Source organism: Amycolatopsis samaneae (genome assembly GCF_039541975.1).
Classification (GTDB): Bacteria; Actinomycetota; Actinomycetes; order Mycobacteriales; family Pseudonocardiaceae; genus Amycolatopsis; species Amycolatopsis samaneae.
In genome coordinates, this window is the sequence record NZ_BAABHG010000016.1 from 112,277 (window position 1) to 131,333 (window position 19,057).

Here is a 19,057-nt window from a genome sequence, read left to right on the forward strand (position 1 = left end):
CACCATCCGGACTGTGGGAAGCCCGGCTTGCTTCCGCGCGTTGTGGATACTGGGATGCGACAACGCGATCCGCGTGAGATGGAGGACCCGATGTCAGCACTGCCGCCGCTCGTCGAGCCGGCTGCCGAGCTCACCAAGGAAGAGGTGGCCCGCTACAGCCGCCACTTGATCATTCCGGATGTCGGGATGGACGGCCAGAAGCGCCTGAAGAACGCGAAGGTCCTGGTGATCGGCGCGGGCGGGCTGGGCAGCCCGGCGCTGCTGTACCTCGCCGCGGCGGGGGTCGGCACCCTCGGCATCGTCGACTTCGACGTCGTCGACGAGTCGAACCTGCAGCGCCAGGTCATCCACGGCCAGTCCGATGTCGGCAAGCTGAAGGCCGCGTCGGCGCAGGAGTCGATCGCCGAGATCAACCCGCTGGTCAAGGTGCACCTGCACACCGAGCGGCTGGACAGCTCGAACGCGCTGGAGATCTTCGGCCGGTACGACCTGATCGTCGACGGCACCGACAACTTCGCCACCCGCTACCTGGTGAACGACGCCGCGGTGCTGCTGGGCAAGCCGTACGTGTGGGGCTCGATCTTCCGGTTCGAGGGCCAGGTCAGCGTGTTCTGGGAGGACGCGCCGAACGGCAAGGGCCTCAACTACCGCGACCTCTACCCCGAGCCGCCGCCGCCCGGCATGGTCCCGTCGTGCGCCGAGGGTGGCGTGCTGGGCGTGCTGTGCGCGTCCATCGGCTCGATCATGGTGACCGAGGCGATCAAGCTCATCACCGGCATCGGCGAGCCGCTGCTCGGGCGGCTGATCAGCTACGACGCGCTGGAGATGCGCTACCGCGAGGTCAAGATCCGCAAGGACCCGGAGACCCCGAAGATCACCGAGCTGATCGACTACGAGGCGTTCTGCGGCGTGGTGTCGGACGAGGCCGCGGACGCGGCGGCGGGGCACACCATCACTCCGGCCGAGCTGAAGGCGAAGTTCGACAGCGGCGAGGACTTCGCGCTGATCGACGTCCGCGAACCGCACGAGTACGAGATCGTGAACATCAAGGGCGCGACGCTGATCCCGAAGGACAAGATCCTTTCCGGGGAGGCGCTCGCGGGTCTGCCGCAGGACAAGCCGATCGTGCTGCACTGCAAGTCCGGGGCCCGATCGGCGGAGGCGCTCGCGGCGCTGCACGCGGCCGGGTTCAAGAGCGCGACCCACCTCGGCGGCGGCGTGCTCGCCTGGGCCCGTCAGATCGACCCGAGCCTGCCGACGTACTGAGTCGCGGGGTCGAAGCGCCCCAATGTGGCATTGGGTGCGTCCAACGCAGCGAATGTGGCGTTCGGTGCGTCCAGCGCACCGAACGCCACATTGGGGCGCATGAATCACGGCCGGAACGGGAGCAAGGGACCTTTGCTCACGTTCGGCGGGAGCAAGGGACCTTTACTACCGTTGTATGCGCGCGCATAGAACGGTAGTAAAGGTCCCTTGCTCTCTTTTCGCAGGTCGGGACGGTCCGTGCGGGCCTCCTTGAGGGACTCCAGCTCCCTCAAGGAGGCCCCCACGGACCGCCACCCCCAGGTCGGCGAGCGGCTTGACGGCATCCGGCCGCGGCGGGAAACGACAGCAAAGGTCCCTTGCTCTCGCCGTGCCGGATTTCGCGCCGTGACCAGCGCGTCTTCTCGATCGTGGCAGGTACCGGCGGGTACTCTCACCGCCCGTGCGGTCCACCATCGAATGTCCCCCCGGTCTCGTCCGCGCGGCGTTCGGCCGCGCCACGGGCGAGCTTGAGCCGCTGCCGGATTCGGCGGCCTGGCGGTGCGGTGACATCGTGCTCAAGCCGGTGGTCGACAAGGCCGCCACCCTCTGGACGGCCCGCGCGCTCGACCACGTCGACGAGCCCGGGTTGCGCGTGGCCCGGCCCGTCCGGTCCACCGACGGGCGGATCATCGTCGGCGGCTGGTCGGCGGCGCGGTTCGTGACGGGGGCGCCGGAACTCGACCGCTACGACGAGGTCGTGCTCGCCGCGGTCAAGCTGCACCGGGCCACCGTCGATCTGCCCCGCCCGGATTTTCTCGCCCGGCGCAAGGATCTCGACGCCGTCGCCGACCGGATCGCCTGGGGTGAGCTGGAGCTTCCCCTCGACGAGACCAAGGGTGGCCGCTGGTTCGAGGTGCTCGCCGCCGCCCGCCGCCCGATCACGCTCCCGGATCAGGTGGCGCACGGCGAACTCCTCGCCGGGCTGCTGTTCGACGGCGACGCCGCGCCCGGGATCGTCGACTTCGTGCCCTACTACCGGCCCGGTGAGTGGGGCGCGGCGATCGCCGCCGTCGACGCGCTGGCCTGGGGCGGCGCGAGCATGGCGCTGCTCGACCGCTGGGCCCACCTCCCGGAGTGGCCGCAGCTGCTGTTGCGCGCGGTGCTGTTCCGCCTCGCCGCCAACGCGCTGAACCCGCGGGCCACCCGCGCCGCCCTGGACGGCCTGCGAGCCGCCGCCCGCGAAGTCAGCGAGGTGCTCTGACGTTCGCGGACGGTCGGTTCGCGTACCCGGGGAGTCGGTTCGCGTACCTGGAGGGTCGGGTCATTCGGTGCGCATGGCGGACAGCCGGGACGCGCCGCGCAGCGACGGGAGCGTCACGGCGGTCACCAGCAGCACCAGCGCGGCCGTGGCGGCGCTGAGTATCCCGACCGCGAGCCAGTCGACGGCGAAGTACGCACCGGTGAGCCGGGCGCCGAGCGCGGAGAGCGCGATCCCGGTGACCACCGCGGCGACGATCCCGAGCGCCAGCGGGATCCCGTTCTGCCACACCATCGACCGGGCCAGCACCCGCACCGGGACCCCGGTCGCGGCGAGCATCGCGATGGTGCGCCGCCGTTCCCGCAGCTGTTCGAGACCGAGCACGAGCAGGCTGACCCCGGCCAGCAGCAGGGTGAACACCGAGCCGGCGAGCAGCCCGGCCCGGATCGCCAGGTACGACTTCTGGACGCTGGAGAGCTGGACCAGGTCCGGCAGGAACAACGAGGCGTGCCAGGCGAACGGCGCGATCGCGTTCCGGACGTGCTCCGGGAAGTCCGGGCCGGTCGGGGTCACCTGGACCGTGCCGCTCACCTGAACCCGGCTCAGGTCGATCCCGGGCAGCGCGCCCGGCGTGAGCATGACCCCGGCGCGCCGTGCGGTGCCCGCCCCCCGCGTGGTGGCCGGGATGAACTCCGGTGCCGTCCACGTGCCGAGCACCCGTTCTCCCGCGTCGAAGTGGCTGACCACATAGGACTGTCCGGAATGGACATACGGGGCCGATTCCCCGCGTACGTAGGCGGCCCCGTCGCGGCAGTCCTGGAGCCCGGCGAGCGCCTGCCAGGTCGCGCAGTCGGCGACCTCCGCCCGGACGGTCTTGTTCGGGTCCGCGCCCCGCAGCTCGACCGGCTGTACCCCGTACAGCGCGCCGACACCCGGCACCTTCGCCAACGCCGCGGTCGCCGCGGTCCTGGCGGACGCGTCGATGTTCACCGACAGCTGGGCTTCGTTCCGGTGCGGCGCCGGGCCGGGATCGAAGGCCTTGCCCTGCCCGGCGAGCAGCGACTGCATCGCGATCGCCCCGGCCAGCACCACCGCGAGGCCCGCGACCACCCGCGCCGGTGTCCCGCTGTCGAGTTGCAGGCGCCGCATCGCCAGCTGGAACGCCGGCCGTCCGCCGTGGATCCGCGACACCGTCCGCTCCAGCAGCCACGGCAGCAGCACGGGCAGTCCGACGAGCAGGCAGGCCACCCCGGCCACGACCGCGGTCGTGGACTGCCGCGAGCCGTCGCGCAGCGACATGGACAACAGCACCGCGACGCCGACGGCGATCGGGAGCAGCCGCCACCACAGCCGCCGCCGGACCGGCTTCGCCCGCCGGACGACGCCGAGCGGTTCGATCGCCGTGCCGCGCAACGCGAACAGCGCGCTCAGCACGGACAGCGCGGGCACCGCCAGCACGATCACGACCACCAGCGGCCACGGCGGCGTGACGTCGCTGACGAACACGCCGAGGTTCTGGAGCCGCACCGACGGCGCCAGCTGCCGTAGCAGCAGGAACGCGGCGGAGCCGAGTACGAGCCCGGTCACGGCGGTCACCAGCGACTCGGCCGCGGCGATCCGGCGTACCTGCCGTAGGTCCGAACCCACCAGCCGGAGCGCGGCGAGCCGCCGGTCCCGTTCCGCGCCCGCGATGCGCGCGGAGGTCGCCACGAACACGAACACCGGCGCCAGCAGGGAGACGATGCCGATCAGCAGCAGGGCGAGCAGGCCGGGGTTGAGGCCGCCCGAGTTGCTGGGATAGCCGAAGGAGTAGATCTTCCTGCCCTGCAGGGAATCGTCGGCGCCGACATACGCGCTCAGGGTGCCGGGTTCGAGGAGCCCGGCCTGGCCGATGGTCCCGATCTCCTGTCCGGCGAACCGCGGGCGCAGCAGCTCGGCCTGGTCGGACCGCAGCAGTTCGCCGAGTGCCGGGGACACGACCAGTTCGCCGGGCGCCGGGACCCGGGGGAGCCCGGGCGGCACCGGGGACGACGGGCCGCTCGCGTGGACGTAGTTGATCGCGATGTACTCCCCGCGGAAGGTGGTTCCGCTCTCGCGCAGCGTCAGGGGAGCCACGCCAGGGGCCGGGATCTGTACGGCGATATCGGCGTTCCTGCGCTCGCCGCGTTCGGAGACCGCGTGGTCGACCGAGGCGGCGAAGAGCAGCACGGTGACCGCGACACCGATGCCGATCGTGCCCATGACCAGCCGGGCGATCCCGGTCCTGGACGTCCGGCCGCCCCCGACGGACAGCCGGAAGCCCAGTGCCAGGTCGCTCGCCCAGGCGGCGAGGCCGGTGCGACGGTTCACCGCGCGCTCCGGGACAGCGCGGGGGCGGGCAGGTCGACCTGACGCGATTTCCCGTCCCGCACCACGATTTCGCGGTCGGAGTAGGCGGCCACCCTCGCCTCGTGCGTGACCAGCAGGACGGCCGCGCCCGTCTCCCGCGCCGCGGCGGTGAGCAGCCGCATCACGCGCTCGCCGTTGAGCGAGTCGAGCGCGCCGGTCGGCTCGTCCGCGAAGATCACCTTCGGCTCGGTCACCAGCGCCCGCGCGACGGCGGCCCGCTGGCCCTGGCCGCCGGAGACCTCGCCGGGCCGCTTGTCGGCGATGTCGCCGACTTCGAGCCGGTCGAGCCACTCCCGCGCGAGCTTCTCAGCGGGACGCCGCCGCTGCCCGTCGAGCCGCATCGGCAGCGCGACGTTCTCCAGGCAGGTCAGCTCGGGGACGAGCTGACCGAACTGGAAGACGAAGCCGAAGTCGGTGCGGCGCAAGGCACTGCGCTCCCGGTCCGGCAGCGCGGAAAGCACGTGCCCGGCGTAGCGGACCTCGCCCTCGTCCGGCTGGATGATCCCGGCCAGGCAGTGCAACAGGGTCGACTTCCCGGAGCCCGACGGCCCCATCACCGCGACGACCTCGCCGGCGTGGAGAGCCATCCCGGCGTCGTCGAGTGCCTGGGTCGGGCCGAACGCCTTGCGCAGGCCGACGCCGCTGAGGAGCGGCATGTCCTCGGTCGTGTTCATGAAGTTCCCTTGGTTCCTCGTGTCGTTCACGGGTTCAGCCGCTCCGCCAGTTCGTCCAGCCGGGCGGCGGTGAGTTCGAGCCAGCGCAGGTCCGCCTCGAGGTGGAACAGGGCGTGGTCGCAGATGAGCTGGTCGGCCAGATCGCCCTCGGCCTTGCGTGTGGTGAGCTTCCGCATCGCGCGCAGGTGCTCGGCGCGCTGTGTGTCGAGCACGTCGGCGGCGCTGCGGTTGGAGAGCAGGGCGAGAACGACCTTGGTGTACAAGGTGTTCTGGAGGTAAAGCGAGGGGTTTTCCGGGGTGCCGAGCCACTCTGCGACGTTTGTCACGCCGGCATCGGTGATGGCGTACCGCTTGCGATCCGGACCGTCGCCCGGCTCGATCCCCTTCTCCTCGACGAGCCCGTTGCGCAGCAGCCGCGAAAGCGTCGAATACACCTGTCCGTAGTGCAGCGGACGATCTTGCTGGAAGCGCTCGTCGTAGAGCCTCTTGAGGTCGTAGCCGTATTTCGGCCCGCTTTCCAGCAGGCCGAGCAACGTGTTCGCGATCGACATGCGCAGGACAATACACGGGGTGTATACCTCGCGGCTATACACCCCGTTTATAGCCGTCGATCAGCGTCTCGTCTCACCGGATGGGCTCGCGAACGGCGGAGCAATGTCAAACGCCTGAAACATTCGGGAGGTCCCAGGTAACACGCGCTCCTTAGCTTCGAGTCGATCCGAAGCCGAGGAGATGGCCTATGACACAGGGGACCGCGGTCGTGACCGCCGTGGACACGCACTGCCCGTACTGCGCGCTGCAGTGCGGGATGCGGCTCGACGCCACCCGCGTGTCCCCGCGCGAGTTCCCGGTCAACGGCGGTGGCCTGTGCCAGAAGGGCTGGACCTCGGGGGAACTGCTCCGGCACCCGTCGCGGCTCACCACGCCGCTGGTGCGAGTGGACGGCGAACTACGCCCGGCGAGCTGGGACGACGCGCTCGATCTCGTCGCGCGGCGTCTCGCGGCCCTGCGCGCCGAGCACGGCGCGGACTCGGTCGCGGTGTTCGGCGGCGGCGGGCTGACGAACGAAAAGGCCTACCTGCTCGGGAAGTTCGCCCGCGTCGCGCTCGGTACCTCGCAAATCGACTACAACGGACGATTCTGCATGTCCTCGGCGGCCGCCGCCGGGCTCCGCGCGTTCGGCGCCGACCGCGGGCTGCCGTTCCCGGTCACCGATCTCGCCGGGGCCGACGTGGTCCTGCTCGCCGGCGCCAACCCGGCCGAGACGATGCCGCCGTTCCTCCAGCACCTGCGCGGCGCCGAGCTGATCGTGGTCGACCCCCGCCGCACCGCGACCGCCGAGCAGGCCGCGCTGCACCTCGCCCCGGCGCCGGGCACGGACCTCGCGCTGGCGCTGGGTATCCTGCACGCCGTCGTCGCCGACGGACACCTCCGCCAGTCCTATGTGGACGAGCGGACCGCCGGATTTGCCGAGGTGTGGCGGATCGCGGCCGCGTGGTGGCCCGAACGCGTCGAGCGGGTCACCGGGGTGGCCGCCGCCGACCAGCGGGCGGCCGCCGCGCTGCTGGCCGGGGCCCGCAACGCCTACGTCCTCACCGCGCGCGGCACCGAACAGCACGCCACCGGCACCGCGACTGTCGGCGCCTGGATCAACCTGGCGCTGGCGCTGGGCCTGCCGGGCCGCGAAGGTTCCGGGTTCGGCTGTCTCACCGGGCAGGGCAACGGGCAGGGCGGCCGGGAGCACGGACAGAAGGCCGACCAGCTGCCCGGCTACCGCAGGATCGACGATCCCGCCGCGCGCGAACACGTCGCCGGTGTCTGGGGAGTCCCGGCGGAATCCCTGCCGGGGCCGGGGCGTTCGGCCACCGAACTGCTCGACGCGCTGGGCCGCGAGGACGGGCCGCGCGCGCTGCTCGTGTTCGGCAGCAACGTCGTCGTCTCCGCGCCACGCTCCTCGGGTGTCCAAGATCGACTGTCCGCTGTGGACTTCCTGGTGGTCGCCGACTTCGTGCTCTCGGAGACCGCGGCGCTGGCCGACGTGGTGCTGCCGGTCACCCAGTGGGCCGAAGAGGACGGCACGCTCACCAACCTCGAAGGCCGGATCCTGATGCGGCGCAAGGCGATCGACGCGCCCGCGGGGGTCCGTACCGACCTCGACGTCCTCTCCGGGCTGGCGAGCAGGCTCGGTCAGCCGGCCGAGCGGTTCCCGGCCGACGCGGCGAGCGTGTTCACCGAACTCCGGGCCGCTTCGAAGGGCGGCGTCGCCGACTACTCCGGCGTCACCTACGAGCGGCTGCGGTCCGGGGAGGCACTGCACTGGCCGGTGCCCGCCGAGGATCACCCCGGGACGCCGCGTATGTTCCTCGACCGTTTCGCGCACCCGGACGGGCGAGCGCGGTTCGTCCCGGTCGACCACAGTGGACCGGCGGAATCGCCGGACGCCGAGTTTCCCTTGCAGGCCACCACCGGCCGGGTGCTCCAGCACTACCAGTCCGGTGCGCAGACCCGCCGGATCCCCGAGCTGCTCGACGTCGTGCCGGAGGTGTTCGTCGAGGTCCACCCCGACACCGCCACGCGGCACGGGCTCGCCGAGGGGGACCTGGCGCTGGTGCGTTCGCGGCGCGGCGAGACCACCGCCCGGGTGCGCTGTGTCGGCACGCTGCGCCCGGATCTGGTCTTCCTGCCCTTCCACTTCCCCGGCGCGGGGCGGGCGAACCTGCTCACCAACCCGGCGCTCGACCCGGTGAGCCGGATGCCGGAGTTCAAGGTCTGCGCCGTTTCACTGTCCCGTTTGGAAGGTGCCGCGTGATGAGTCCAAGGGATGTCGTGATCGTCGGCTACGGCATGGCGGGCGCCCGGCTGGCCGACGAGATCCGCCGCCGCGATCCCGGCGCGGACCGGGTACGGCTGACCGTGCTCGGCGCCGAACCGCATCCGGCGTACAACCGGGTCCTGCTCTCCGCCGTCGTCGCGGGCGGGATGACCGCGGAAAGCGTCCAGCTGCACGACCCCGGCTGGGCCGAGAAGGCCGATGTGGACCTTCGGCTCGGTACCGCGGTCAGCCGGATCGACCGCGCCGCACGGTGTGTCGAGCTGGCCGACGAGTCCACTGTGGACTACGACGCACTGGTACTGGCCACCGGCGCCAACCCGTGGATTCCCCCGGTGGAAGGGCTGGAAGGCGACGGGGTCGTCGCGTTCCGCAGCCTCGACGACTGTTCCCGGATCCTCGAAGCCGCCCGGTTCGGTGCCCCGGTCGCGGTGTTGGGCGGCGGGTTGCTCGGCCTGGAGGCGGCCCGTGGCCTCGCCGGACGCGGCAACGTCGTCACCGTCGTGCATCCGATGCCACACGTGATGGAGCGGCAGCTCGACGGCGGCGCCGGGCACGTACTGGCCCGGCAGCTCACCGAACTCGGCGTCACGTTCCGCTTCGGCGCGACCGCCGCGCGGTATCTGCCAGGGGACGGGCTGAAGCTCGACGACGGCAGCCTGGTGCCCGCCGACCTCGTCGTGGTCGCGGCCGGTGTCCGGGCCGAGACGGCGCTGGCCGAGGCGGCCGGTCTCGACGTCGACATGGGTGTCCTCGTCGACGATCTGTTGCGCACCAACGACGGCCGGATCCACGCGCTCGGCGACTGCGCCCGTCATCCCGGTGCCCCGCCCGGCCTCGTGCAGCCCGCGTGGGACCAGGCCGCGGTACTCGCCGACGTCCTCACCGGGACCGACGCCGCGGCGCGGTATCGCGGCACTTCGGCGGTGACCAGGCTCAAGGCCAAGGGCATCGACCTCGCCGCGCTCGGCGAAACCCAGATCACCGCCGACGACGCCGAGGCCGAGGTGCTCACCTTCAGCGACGCGACGGGTGGCCGCTACGCCAAGCTCGTCTCGCGGGGCAACCGCGTCACCGGGGCGATCCTGCTGGGGCTGCCCGACGCGGCCGCGCGGATCACCCAGCTCCACGACCGCGGGATCCCGCTTCCCGAGGACCGGTTGGCCGTGCTGCTCGGGCGGTCGCTGCCCCCGGGCAGCACGGCCGCCGCCAGCCCGGCGGACCTCCCGGCGTCCACGGTGATCTGCCGCTGCAACGCCGTCACCAAGGGGCGGCTCGTCGAGGCGTGGAAGGCGGGAGCCGCCGACACCCCGGCGCTGGCCCGCGCGACGAGAGCCACCACCGGCTGCGGCAGCTGCACGGCCGCCGTCGGCGGCATCGCGGAGTGGCTGGCCGCGCAGTGAACCCCCGTAACCCATCTTCAGGAGGCACCATGAGCACAGGCGTCACCCAGCGGGGGACTCGCTGGATCGAGCACTGGGAGCCCGAGGACGAGCGCTTCTGGGAAGACACCGGTAAGAAGATCGCCAACCGGAACCTGTGGTTCTCGATCCTCGCCGAGCACATCGGTTTCTCGGTCTGGACACTGTGGTCGGTCATCGTCCTGTTCATGGGCAAGGACTACGGGTTCTCCGCGGCCGACAAGTTCCTGCTCGTCTCGACGCCGACGCTCGTCGGCGGGCTGATGCGCCTGCCCTACACCTGGGCGGTGGCGCGCTTCGGCGGTCGCAACTGGACGATCATCAGCGCGGGTCTGCTGCTGATCCCGACCGTGCTCGCCGCGATCGTGCTGCACCCCGGCACCTCGCTCGGGACGTTCCTGCTCGTCGCGGCGCTCGGCGGTGTCGGCGGCGGGAACTTCGCGTCCTCGATGACGAACATCAACACGTTCTTCCCGGAGCGGCGCAAGGGCTGGGCACTCGGCCTCAACGCGGGCGGCGGAAACCTCGGCGTGGCGGCGATCCAGCTCGTCGGCCTGCTGGTGATCGGCACCGCGGGCGCGACCGCCCCGCGCATCGTGCTCTACGTCTACATCCCGCTGATCGTCCTCGCGGCCGTGTGCGCGGCGCTGTTCATGGACAACATCGCGAACGTGCGTGGTGACAAGGGCGCGATGCGCGAGGTCGTCAAGGACGCGCACACCTGGGTGATGTCCTTTTTGTACATCGGCACGTTCGGCTCGTTCATCGGCTACAGCTTCGCCTTCGGCCTGGTGCTGCAGAACCAGTTCGGCCGCACCCCGTTGCAGGCGGCCGCGGTGACGTTCCTCGGCCCGCTGCTCGGTTCGCTGTCCCGTCCGGCCGGGGGCTGGCTCGCGGACCGCGTCGGTGGCGGCCGGATCACCTTCTTCACCTTCGGCGGGATGGCCCTGGCGACCGTGGTGCTGATCCTCGCGTCCTCGGCGAAGTCGCTGGTGCTGTTCACCGTCGCGTTCATCGTCCTTTTCGTCCTCACCGGCGTCGGCAACGGCTCGACGTACAAGATGATCCCGGCGATCTTCCGCGCCAAGGCCCACCTGGCGATCGACGCCGGTGCCGAGCGGGCGGCCGAGCTGCGCCGTTCGCGCCGGTTGTCCGGCGCGCTGATCGGGCTGGCCGGGGCGATCGGCGCGCTGGGCGGGCTGTTCATCAACCTCGCGTTCCGCCAGTCCTTCGCCGACGCGAAGAGCGGCGTGCCCGCCTTCGTCGGCTTCCTCGTCTTCTACGGGATCTGCTTCGCGGTAACCTGGGCGGTATACCTGCGCAAACCCGCGACGCGGCCCGAGAGTGTCAAGAGCAATGGCCTGGCGCTGGCCGGAGCGGAGGTCTGATGCGGACACTGGTAGTCGCCGGGCACGGGATGGTGGCGCACCGCCTCGTGGAAGCGGTGCGCGCCGAGGACCCGGACGGCGCGTGGCGGATCGTGGTACTGGCGGAGGAAAACCGGCCTGCCTACGACCGGGTGGGGCTGACGTCCTATGTGGAGTGTTGGGACCCGGCCGCGCTGGCGCTGCCGGGCGCGGACTACGCGGGCGACGCGAACGTCGAGCTCCGGCTCGGCGACGCGGTGTCCTCGGTGGACCGTGCACAACGGACCGTGGTGACCGAGTCCGGGTTCGAGGTTTCCTATGACGCCCTGGTGCTCGCGACCGGCTCGCGCCCGTTCGTGCCCCCGGTCCCGGGACGTGACCTCCCCGGTTGTTTCGTATACCGGACGATCGAGGATCTCGACGCGATCCGCGCCGCCGCTGCGAAGCCGGGACGCGGGCGTCGTGCCGCCGTCGTGATCGGCGGTGGTCTCCTCGGGCTGGAGGCGGCGAAGGCGTTGCGGGACATGGGCATGTCGCCGCACGTGGTCGAGATGGCGCCCAGGCTGATGCCGTTGCAGGTCGACGACGGCGGCGGTTCGCTGCTGCGGCGGCTGATCACCGAACTGGACGTGACCGTCCATACTGGAACGTCCACTGACGCCATCGAGGCGGACGGCGACCGGCTGCTGGCCAAACTGGGCAACGGTACCGAACTCGACGTCGACCTGGTCGTGTTCTCCGCCGGTGTCCGGCCGCGTGACGACCTCGCGCGGTCCAGCGGCCTGGAAGTGGGAGAGCGTGGCGGGATCCTGGTCGACGACGGCTGCCGGACGAGTGATCCGGCGGTGTACGCGATCGGTGAGTGCGCGGCGGTCGAGGGCAGGGTGTACGGGATCGTCGCGCCGGGATACGCGATGGCGGAGATCGTCGCCTCGCGGCTGACTGGGGGCGCGGGCACGTTCCCGGAGCCGGACACGTCGACGAAGCTCAAGCTCATGGGTGTCGATGTCGCGAGCTTCGGTGACGCGCACGCGAAGACCGAAGGCGCGCTCGAAGTCGCCGTCAACGACGCCGTCGCCGGGACGTACAAGAAGCTCGTGGTCTCCGACGACGGGAAGACCCTGCTCGGCGGGGTCCTGGTCGGCGACGCCGCCGAGTACAACACCCTGCGCGCGCTGGTCGGGCGTCCGCTGCCCGCGGAGCCGGGTGCGCTGCTCGCCCCGGCGGGCGGCGGGGCCGCGGTCGGGATCGACGCGTTGCCGGACGCGGCGCAGATCTGCTCGTGCAACGCGGTGTCCAAAGCGGACCTGGTCGGCGCCGTCCACGAGCAGGGCTGCGATTCGGTGGCGAAACTCAAGGCCTGCACGCGGGCCGGAACCTCCTGTGGCTCCTGCGTTCCCCTGCTCGGGAAGCTGCTGACCGCGTGCGGTGTCGAGCAGTCGAAGGCGCTGTGTGAGCACTTTGGACAGTCACGCGCCGAGCTGTTCCAGATCATCCGCGCGACGCGCATCAGCACGTTCAGCGAGGTGATCGACCGCTACGGCACGGGAAGCGGGTGCGCGGTCTGCAAGCCCGCCGTCGCGTCGATCCTCGCCACCCTCGGCAACGGGCACATCCTCGGCGGCGAGCAGGCGACGTTGCAGGACACCAACGACAGGTTCCTGGCGAACATGCAGCGCAACGGGACCTATTCGGTGGTGCCGCGCATCCCCGGCGGCGAGATCACCCCGGAGAAGCTGCTGGTGATCGCCGAGGTGGCCCGTGACTTCGGGCTGTACACCAAGATCACCGGCGGCCAGCGGATCGACCTGTTCGGCGCGACCGTGGACCAGCTGCCGGACATCTGGCGCCGCCTGGTCGACGCCGGGTTCGAATCCGGCCACGCCTACGGGAAGGCGTTGCGGACGGTGAAGTCGTGCGTCGGTTCGACGTGGTGCCGCTACGGCGTGCAGGACAGCGTCGGACTGGCGATCGAACTGGAGCTTCGCTACCGGGGCCTGCGGTCGCCCCACAAGATCAAGTCGGCGGTGTCCGGCTGTGCCAGGGAATGCGCGGAGGCGCGGAGCAAGGACTTCGGCGTCATCGCGACCGAAAGCGGCTGGAACCTCTATGTCGGTGGCAACGGCGGGCTCACTCCCCGCCACGCCGACCTCCTGGTGTCCGATGTGGACACCGAGACGCTGGTCAGGACGATCGACCGGTTCCTGATGTTCTACGTGCGCACGGCCGATCGCCTCCAGCGCACGGCGCCGTGGATCGAGGAGATGGACGGCGGCCTCGATCACCTGCGGGCGGTGATCGTCGACGACAGCCTCGGGATCTGCGAGGACCTGGACGCGGCGATGGCGAAGCACGTGGACAACTACGCCGACGAATGGCGCGGGGTGCTGGAGGATCCGGAGAAACTGGCGCGGTTCAGCTCGTTCGTCAACGCGCCGGGCACCCCGGATCCGACGATCTCGTTCCGGGCCGAGCGCGGGCAGAACGTGCCGGTCATGCTGGGAGTGCCGGAGGTGCGATCATGACGGTGTCGATGGATCGGCGGACCTGGACCGCGGTGTGCGCGGCCGGTGCGGTGCCGGAGAACTCGGGTGTCGCGGCGTTGTTCGACGGTGGCGTCCAGGTGGCGGTCTTCCGGCTGTCCGGCGACCGGTTCCACGCTCTGTCCAATGTGGACCCTTGTAGTGGCGCGGCGGTGCTGGCGCGCGGGATCGTCGGCGATTCGGGTGGTGTGCCGGTGGTCGCGTCGCCGGTCTACAAGGAACGGTTCGATCTGCGGACCGGGGAATGCCTCGACGCGGAAGGCGTTTCGGTGCCGGTGTACGGGGTCCGGGTGCGTGGGGGTGTGGTCGAAGTGGAGTCACCGTGACCGATGTCCTCCCGTTGGCGGGTTTCGTCATCGGTATCACCGCGGCGCGCCGGGCTGACGAGCTCGGCGCGCTGCTGGTGCGCAAGGGGGCGAGCGTGCGGTACGGCCCGGCGATCCGGATCGTCCCGCTCGCCGACGACTCCGAGCTGCACGAGGCCACCACCCGGCTGCTCGGCGAGCGGCTTGACGTCGTGGTCGCTACCACCGGGATCGGCTTCCGCGGCTGGGTCGAGGCCGCCGAGGGCTGGGGTCTCGGTGACGCCCTGCTCGACCGGCTCGCCGGTGCGTCGATGCTGGCACGCGGGCCGAAGGCGAAGGGGGCGATCCGGGCGGCCGGGCTTTCCGAGGACTATTCGCCCGCGTCGGAGAGCAACGCGGAACTGTTGCAGCATCTGCTGGAGTCCGGAGTGGAGGGTCGGCGGATCGCGGTGCAGCTGCACGGCGAACCGCTTCCGTACTTTGTGGACACTCTGCGGGACGCGGGCGCCGAGGTGGTCGAGGTCCCGGTGTACCGCTGGGTCGGCCCCGCCGACCACGGCCCGCTCGACCGGCTCATCGACGCGGTACTCGACGGCTCGGTGCACGCGCTGCCGTTCACCAGCGCGCCGGCGGCGGCGAGCATGCTGGCCGTGGCGAGGCGGACCGGGCGGTTGCCGGGACTGGTGGAAGCGTTGGAGAAGCGGGTCGTCGTGGCGTGTGTCGGCCCGATCACCGCCGGGCCGCTGGCAGCGGTCGGGATTCCGACCGTTCAGCCGCACCGGGCGCGGATCGGGGCGTTGGCCAGGACGGTGGCGGAAGCGCTGGTGGCGCGTTCGCCCCGGCTGCGTGCCGGTGGGCGCTGCATCGAACTGCGCGGCCAAGCGGCCATTGTGGACGGTGAGTGGTGCGACGTCGCGCCCGCGCCGATGGCGCTGCTCCGTGCCTTGGCCGTGTCGCCGGGCCGCGTGATTTCGCGCCGGGAGCTGACTTCGGCGCTGCCCGGCGGCGGTGAGGAGCACGCGGTCGAGACGGCGATCGGGCGGCTGCGGAGTGCGCTGGGCGGTGGGAGGGTGGTCCAGACGGTGGTCAAGCGGGGGTATCGGCTCGCGGTGGACGTGTGAGAATTCGGTGCTGGGGTGCTGGGGTGCTGGGGTGCTGGGGTGCTGGGGTGCTGGGGTGCTGGGGTGCTGGGGTGCGCGCTGTGCCGAGGGACGCCCTTGGTGCGTTCGATGCGACGGGGGCGTCCCTCGGTGCGTTCGACGCACCCAGGGCGTCCCTCGGTTCTCCGGCCCGGCGCCTCCCGTGCCGTGAAGGACTCCTTACCGGCACTGAGCGCCGTGAAGGGGTCCTTCACAGCACGTCGGCGAGTGCTCCACGCCAGTTGTCCACAGGTGCACCGCGATGTGGACAACTCGGCCCCGAGACCGCCCTGATCGGGGATTTCGTCGTACCCCGGCGGTACGCTGGTGCAGGGCTGGCCCCCAGGGCGGGTGGGGGGTGCGCTAGGGGGATATCGAGGCGTTCCGGGGTCAGGGGAGCCAGGTGACGGTGGGGGCGGTGAAGCCCCGGGCGGTGGCGACTCGGGTGGCTTCGGCCTCGGCGGCGTCGCGGTCGGCGGGGCGGAGCGGGTCGAAGGCGGTGATCGCGAAGGCGAGCCGTTTGCCCGCCGACTTCGTCCGCCAGATCCCGGCGATCTCGCCGCACGCGAGCAGGACACCCGGGTTCCCCAGCATCCGCCAGACCTCCTTCTGCCGCGCCGGATCCGGTACCAGCACCGCCTTGTCCCGTGCCTGGACGAACGGATCCAGCGGCGGCAGCAGCCGCACGAGGTCCGGCTCCGGCGGGTTTTCCAGCGCGGGCAGCAGATCGGCGGGCAGGAAGGTCCGCCTGCCGTCGACGTCGACCTCCGCCAGGCCCTCGGGCCACATCCGGTCCAGCGCCGACCGGGTGGTGCCGACGTAACCGGCCGCGTCGCCGGGGGCGGCCGGGCCGTTGATCCGCAGGTAGCGCTCCACGACGCGGGTGGCCGCGGCGACGTCCGGCTTCGTCCGGATCGGGCCGCGATCCTCCAGCGGCGCGAGCGTGGCGGGGCTTTCGCCCGCCTCCAGCCGGACACCGGCGTGCGGCGTGGCCACCCGCATGAGCTGCTCGTGGACGTGCGTCGCGTCGCAGCCCCGGCACCAGCGCGAGAAGGCGGGTGGCAGGATTTTGGTGATCGCGGTGCTCACCGCGCCCTTGGTCATCGGCCCCTTGACGACCTTCCGGATCGCGCGGGCCGTGGTGAACAGCACCTCCAGCGCGTCCAGCCCGGCCTCCCGCACCTGCTTGCGCTGCCACATTATCCGGGCCAGCGCGTCGGCCTCGTCGAGCGGTACCAGCGACGCGGTCAGCTCGGCGAGACCGGCACGCCGGTGGAAGTGCGGCGCGCCCCGGTGCGACCAGGCCAGCGCCAGCCGGTCATCGTCCACAAGGGACTCCGGGGTCACCTCCCCGCCGAGCCGCGCGACCAGCCCGAGCAGGGCGGTGTCCCGCATGCTGTCCTGCAGGCCGAGGTCGAACACCGCCAGTTCGGCGGCGTCGGCCCCGGCCCGGTGCAGTCCGTGCGCGGCGATCCGGTGCGCCAGCACCTGAACCCGGTCGACATTCACCGCGAGACCGCCCTTCTAGTCCACTGTGTACTCGAACGTGTAGGCCACCGTCAGCACACCCGGTGTCCCCTTGATCGTGCCGCTTCCGGTCAACCCGGCCAACTCGCCGGTACCCGAGCCCGGCACGACGGTGAACGTCGAGGACAGTCCTTCGAGGTCGAAGGTGAACTCGTGCCGCAGCACGAACGTTCCCTTGCGACCATCGACGGAACCCTCGATCCGGTCGTACCCCGGTGACGTGGTCCCGCCGCCGTCGTAGCCCTCGCCCGGGTAGAACAGCAGGTAGTCACAGGTCGCCTCGCCCTCGATGACCCCGGAGTAGGTCAACGTGGCGTGGGCGTGGGCCACCCGCGGCTCGCCCTCGCCGCCGCTGACGATCCGCTCGTCCCAGTTGTTCATGGTGAAGCTGTTCTCGGCCATCCAGTCTCCTTCGTTCGTCGTTGCGGACCATTCTGCCGTCCATACCTGTCAGCTTGTGTCAGGTTTTTCGGCGATACTGAAATCATGCGTGCGAGCAGACTGCTGTCGGTCCTCCTCCTGCTGCAGAACCGCGGCCGGATGACCGCCGACGAACTGGCCGCCGAGCTGGAGGTCTCGGTCCGGACGGTGTACCGCGACATCGAGGCGCTGTCGGCGTCCGGCGTCCCGGTGTACGCCGATCGCGGCCGCACTGGCGGGTATCAGCTCGTCGACGGCTACCGCACCCGACTGACCGGGATGACCGAGGAGGAGGCGCAGTCGCTGTCGCTGGCCGGGCTCCCGGTCGCCGCGGCCGAACTCGGCCTCGGCACCGTCCTCGCCGCCGCGCAGCTGAAGCTGTACGCCGCGCTCCCACAGGAGCTGCGCAGCCGAGCCGGACGCGTCGCCGAGCGCTTCTACCTCGACGTTCCCGGCTGGCATCGCGGAATCGAGAGCCTGCCGGTGCTCTCGGCGGTCGCCGACGCGGTGTGGGGCAGCCGCCGGATCCGGATCCGCTACGAACGGTGGGGACAACGCGTCGTCGAACGGGTCGTCGAGCCGCTGGGGCTGATTCTCAAGGCAGGCAACTGGTACCTCGCCGGGCGCTGCGAGGGCACGGACCGCACGTACCGGATTTCGCGGGTGCTGGAGCTCGACGACCTCGGCGAGCGGTTCGAGCGGCCGGCGGACTTCGATCTCGCCGAGTACTGGCGGGAGTGGTCCGAGCAGTTCGAGCGGCGGATGTATCCCCGGGTCGCGAGGGTGCGCCTGTCGCCGCGCGCGCAGGCTCTCGTACCGTTCTACGCGGGGTCGGTCGGCGCTCGCGCGCTCGCCGCCGCGCGTGAGAGCGGGGCCGGGCCCGACGAGCACGGCTGGCTGACGATGGAGCTGCCGGTCGAGCCGGGCGAGCCCGCGATCGGGGAACTGCTGCGGTTCGGCCCGCATCTCGAGGTGCTGGCCCCGGCGGACCTGCGCGCGCAGGTGGCCCAGGCGATCGAGGAGATGAGCGCGAGCTATGGGTGAACTCACCGGGGTCGCCATCGGCGTCACCGCCGAACGCCGGGCGGGCGAGTTCATCGCGGCGCTGGCCCGGTACGGCGCCGAGGTCCGGCACGCGCCGACGATCACCATCGTCCCGCTCGACGCCGACCCCGAACTGCGGGCCGGCACCGAGGCGGTGCTGTCCTCGTCGGTCGGCTTCACCGCGGTCACCACCGGCGCCGGGTTCCGCGGCTGGCTCGACGCGGCCGACGGCTGGGGACTGCGGCAGCCGCTGCTCGACGCGCTCGGTGCGTCCCGGATCTTCGCGCGCGGGCCGAAAGCCGTCGGCGCGCTACGCGGCGCGGGCCTGCGCGAGACGTTCTCGGCGGCGAGCGAAAGCAACGCGGAACTCTTCGGGGCGCTGACCGAGGCCGGGGTGGCGGGCGCTCGGGTCGTCGTCCAGCTGCACGGGACCCCGCTGCCCGAATTCACCGGCCCGCTGACCGCCGCGGGCGCGGACGTCGTCGCGGTACAGCCCTACCGGTGGCATTCGGCCGCGCCGGGGCCGGTGCTGGAGCTGATCGACGCGGTGCTGTCCGGGCAGCTGCGCGCGCTGGCGTTCACCAGCGCGCCTGCGGCGGGGAATCTGCTGACGCTCGCCAGGGAACACGGCCGCTACGACGAGCTGGTCGCCACGCTGCGGAGCGGCTCGCCACTGTGCGCGTGCGTCGGCCCGGTCACCGCGGCGCCGCTGGAGGCCGCGGGGGTGCCGACCCGGCAGCCGGAACGGCAGCGGCTCGGCGCACTGGTGAAACTGCTGGTCACCGAGCTGTCCGGCGCCGGGCGATAGCAAAGGTCCCTTGCTCTTTTTCCGGCGCGGCGGCGTGTGCTGAAGTGCGGCGGCGTGTGCTGAAGGACGCCATCAGTGCGCTGGGCGT

15 protein-coding genes are annotated in these 19,057 nt (G+C 71.5%); 10 read left to right on the plus strand and 5 right to left on the minus strand.

The genetic code is table 11. From position 1 onward, the window contains the following. Positions 1-90: 90 nt before the first annotated feature. Both moeZ and ABD987_RS35100 read left to right on the plus strand, forming a co-directional pair. On the plus strand, positions 91-1,266 hold the full coding sequence (gene moeZ / locus ABD987_RS35095; protein ID WP_345404342.1) for an adenylyltransferase/sulfurtransferase MoeZ: 1,176 nt from the start codon (positions 91-93) through the stop codon (positions 1,264-1,266). 439 nt (positions 1,267-1,705) lie between these two features. After that, the gene (locus tag ABD987_RS35100) at positions 1,706-2,506 is read left to right on the plus strand and encodes a TIGR02569 family protein (RefSeq protein WP_345404345.1); all 801 of its coding nucleotides are present in this window, start codon (positions 1,706-1,708) and stop codon (positions 2,504-2,506) included. Between the two features lie 60 nt (positions 2,507-2,566). Here the strand turns inward: ABD987_RS35100 and ABD987_RS35105 are convergent, their stop codons facing one another. From ABD987_RS35105 to ABD987_RS35115, 3 genes are read right to left on the minus strand one after another with little or no spacing between them, the layout of a single operon-like run. Further along, positions 2,567-4,852: an ABC transporter permease gene (locus ABD987_RS35105; protein ID WP_345404348.1), complete on the minus strand. Its 2,286-nt coding sequence runs from the start codon at positions 4,850-4,852 to the stop codon at positions 2,567-2,569. Continuing rightward, positions 4,849-5,565 carry an ABC transporter ATP-binding protein gene (locus ABD987_RS35110; RefSeq protein WP_345404351.1) on the minus strand — a complete coding sequence of 239 codons (717 nt, stop codon included), beginning with the start codon at positions 5,563-5,565 and terminating at the stop codon, positions 4,849-4,851. Before ABD987_RS35110 ends, ABD987_RS35105 begins: the two co-directional genes overlap by 4 nt. A 26-nt stretch (positions 5,566-5,591) precedes the next feature. Continuing rightward, positions 5,592-6,116 (minus strand): PadR family transcriptional regulator, encoded by a 525-nt coding sequence (locus tag ABD987_RS35115; protein ID WP_345404354.1) that lies wholly within the window; start codon positions 6,114-6,116, stop codon positions 5,592-5,594. Between the two features lie 188 nt (positions 6,117-6,304). Between ABD987_RS35115 and ABD987_RS35120 the strand changes: the two genes are divergently transcribed. The 6 genes from ABD987_RS35120 to ABD987_RS35145 are packed head-to-tail and all read left to right on the plus strand — an operon-like array spanning position 6,305 to position 15,152. After that, positions 6,305-8,374, plus strand: a complete 2,070-nt coding sequence (locus ABD987_RS35120; RefSeq protein ID WP_345404357.1) for a molybdopterin oxidoreductase family protein — start codon at positions 6,305-6,307, stop codon at positions 8,372-8,374. Continuing rightward, positions 8,374-9,798, plus strand: coding sequence for an FAD-dependent oxidoreductase (locus tag ABD987_RS35125; protein WP_345404360.1), 1,425 nt, complete (start codon positions 8,374-8,376; stop codon positions 9,796-9,798). The genes ABD987_RS35120 and ABD987_RS35125 overlap by 1 nt, the downstream gene beginning before the upstream one ends. Before the next feature lie 29 nt (positions 9,799-9,827). Beyond that, complete coding sequence (locus ABD987_RS35130; protein ID WP_345404363.1) at positions 9,828-11,204, plus strand: nitrate/nitrite transporter; 1,377 nt, start codon at positions 9,828-9,830, stop codon at positions 11,202-11,204. After that, entirely contained in the window at positions 11,204-13,708 is a 2,505-nt protein-coding gene (gene nirB, locus ABD987_RS35135; RefSeq protein ID WP_345404366.1) for a nitrite reductase large subunit NirB, read from the plus strand. The genes ABD987_RS35130 and nirB overlap by 1 nt, the downstream gene beginning before the upstream one ends. Continuing rightward, a complete protein-coding gene (nirD, locus tag ABD987_RS35140) occupies positions 13,705-14,052 on the plus strand; it encodes a nitrite reductase small subunit NirD (protein WP_345404371.1) in 348 nt (115 codons plus the stop codon). Before nirB ends, nirD begins: the two co-directional genes overlap by 4 nt. Then, on the plus strand, positions 14,049-15,152 hold the full coding sequence (locus ABD987_RS35145) for a uroporphyrinogen-III synthase (RefSeq protein ID WP_345404374.1): 1,104 nt from the start codon (positions 14,049-14,051) through the stop codon (positions 15,150-15,152). The genes nirD and ABD987_RS35145 overlap by 4 nt, the downstream gene beginning before the upstream one ends. Before the next feature lie 408 nt (positions 15,153-15,560). Here ABD987_RS35145 and ABD987_RS35150 read toward each other — a convergent pair whose 3' ends face one another. Together ABD987_RS35150 and ABD987_RS35155 are read right to left on the minus strand one after the other, a co-directional pair. Beyond that, a complete protein-coding gene (locus ABD987_RS35150; RefSeq protein ID WP_345404377.1) occupies positions 15,561-16,679 on the minus strand; it encodes a DNA glycosylase AlkZ-like family protein in 1,119 nt (372 codons plus the stop codon). Between the two features lie 15 nt (positions 16,680-16,694). Continuing rightward, positions 16,695-17,099, minus strand: a complete 405-nt coding sequence (locus tag ABD987_RS35155; protein ID WP_345404380.1) for a DUF3224 domain-containing protein — start codon at positions 17,097-17,099, stop codon at positions 16,695-16,697. An 84-nt stretch (positions 17,100-17,183) separates the two neighbouring features. Between ABD987_RS35155 and ABD987_RS35160 the strand changes: the two genes are divergently transcribed. Both ABD987_RS35160 and ABD987_RS35165 read left to right on the plus strand, forming a co-directional pair. Continuing rightward, positions 17,184-18,161 (plus strand): helix-turn-helix transcriptional regulator, encoded by a 978-nt coding sequence (locus ABD987_RS35160; protein WP_345404383.1) that lies wholly within the window; start codon positions 17,184-17,186, stop codon positions 18,159-18,161. Continuing rightward, positions 18,154-18,969 (plus strand): uroporphyrinogen-III synthase, encoded by an 816-nt coding sequence (locus ABD987_RS35165; protein WP_345404386.1) that lies wholly within the window; start codon positions 18,154-18,156, stop codon positions 18,967-18,969. The genes ABD987_RS35160 and ABD987_RS35165 overlap by 8 nt, the downstream gene beginning before the upstream one ends. Positions 18,970-19,057: the final 88 nt, after the last annotated feature.